The sequence below is a fragment of the Martinezella sp. CNPSo 3957 genome (genome assembly GCF_057784395.1).
This window is the reverse complement of sequence record NZ_JBXSOU010000030.1, coordinates 1-1,002: the sequence shown is the minus strand read 5'-3', so window position 1 is coordinate 1,002 and position 1,002 is coordinate 1. Positions and strand designations below refer to the sequence as shown.

General features: G+C 60.9%; 1 pseudogene. It reads left to right on the top strand.

The features are described 5' to 3' along the window. Positions 1-1,002 (top strand): annotated as a pseudogene (locus AC13QE_RS31255) (pyruvate carboxylase); the annotation flags it as partial.

Below are 1,002 nucleotides of genomic sequence, written 5' to 3'. Positions count from 1 at the left end.
TGCGATCATCACCCGTTATTACGACCCGTTGCTGGTAAAGGTGACCGCCTGGGCTCCGAACCCACAGGAGGCGATCGCCCGTATGTATCGCGCGCTGCGCGAATTCCGTATCCGCGGTGTGGCGACGAACCTCACTTTCCTCGAAGCGATCATCACGCACGAGAAATTCCGCGACAACAGCTATACGACGCGCTTCATCGACACGACGCCGGAACTGTTCCAGCAGGTCAAGCGCCAGGATCGCGCCACTAAGCTCTTGACCTATCTCGCCGATGTCACCGTCAACGGTCACCCGGAGACCCGCGGGCGCCCCGCGCCATCGCCCAAGGCTGCCAACCCGGTACTGCCTTATATCGACAGCGCTATTCCGGATGGCACCAAACAGCTGCTCGATAAGCTCGGCCCGCAGAAATTCGCCGAATGGATGCGCAATGAAAAGCGCGTGCTGATGACCGACACGACGATGCGCGACGGCCACCAGTCGCTGCTTGCCACCCGCATGCGCACCTATGACATCGCCAGCGTCGCCGGCACCTATGCGCGCGCTTTGCCGCAGCTCCTGTCGCTCGAATGCTGGGGGGGCGCCACCTTCGACGTTTCCATGCGTTTCCTCACGGAAGACCCGTGGGAGCGCCTGGCGCTGATCCGTGAGGGTGCACCGAACCTGCTCCTGCAGATGCTTCTGCGCGGCGCGAACGGCGTCGGCTATACGAATTATCCCGACAATGTCGTGAAGTATTTCGTCCGCCAGGCGGCCAAGGGCGGTGTCGATCTCTTCCGCGTCTTCGACTGCCTGAACTGGGTCGAGAACATGCGCGTGTCGATGGATGCGGTTGCCGAGGAGAACAAGCTCTGCGAGGCGGCGATCTGCTACACCGGCGATATCCTCAATTCGGCACGACCGAAATACGATCTGAAATATTACACCGATCTTGCCGTCGAGCTCGAAAAGGCAGGCGCCCATATCATCGCGCTGAAGGATATGGCGGGCTTGCTGAAGCC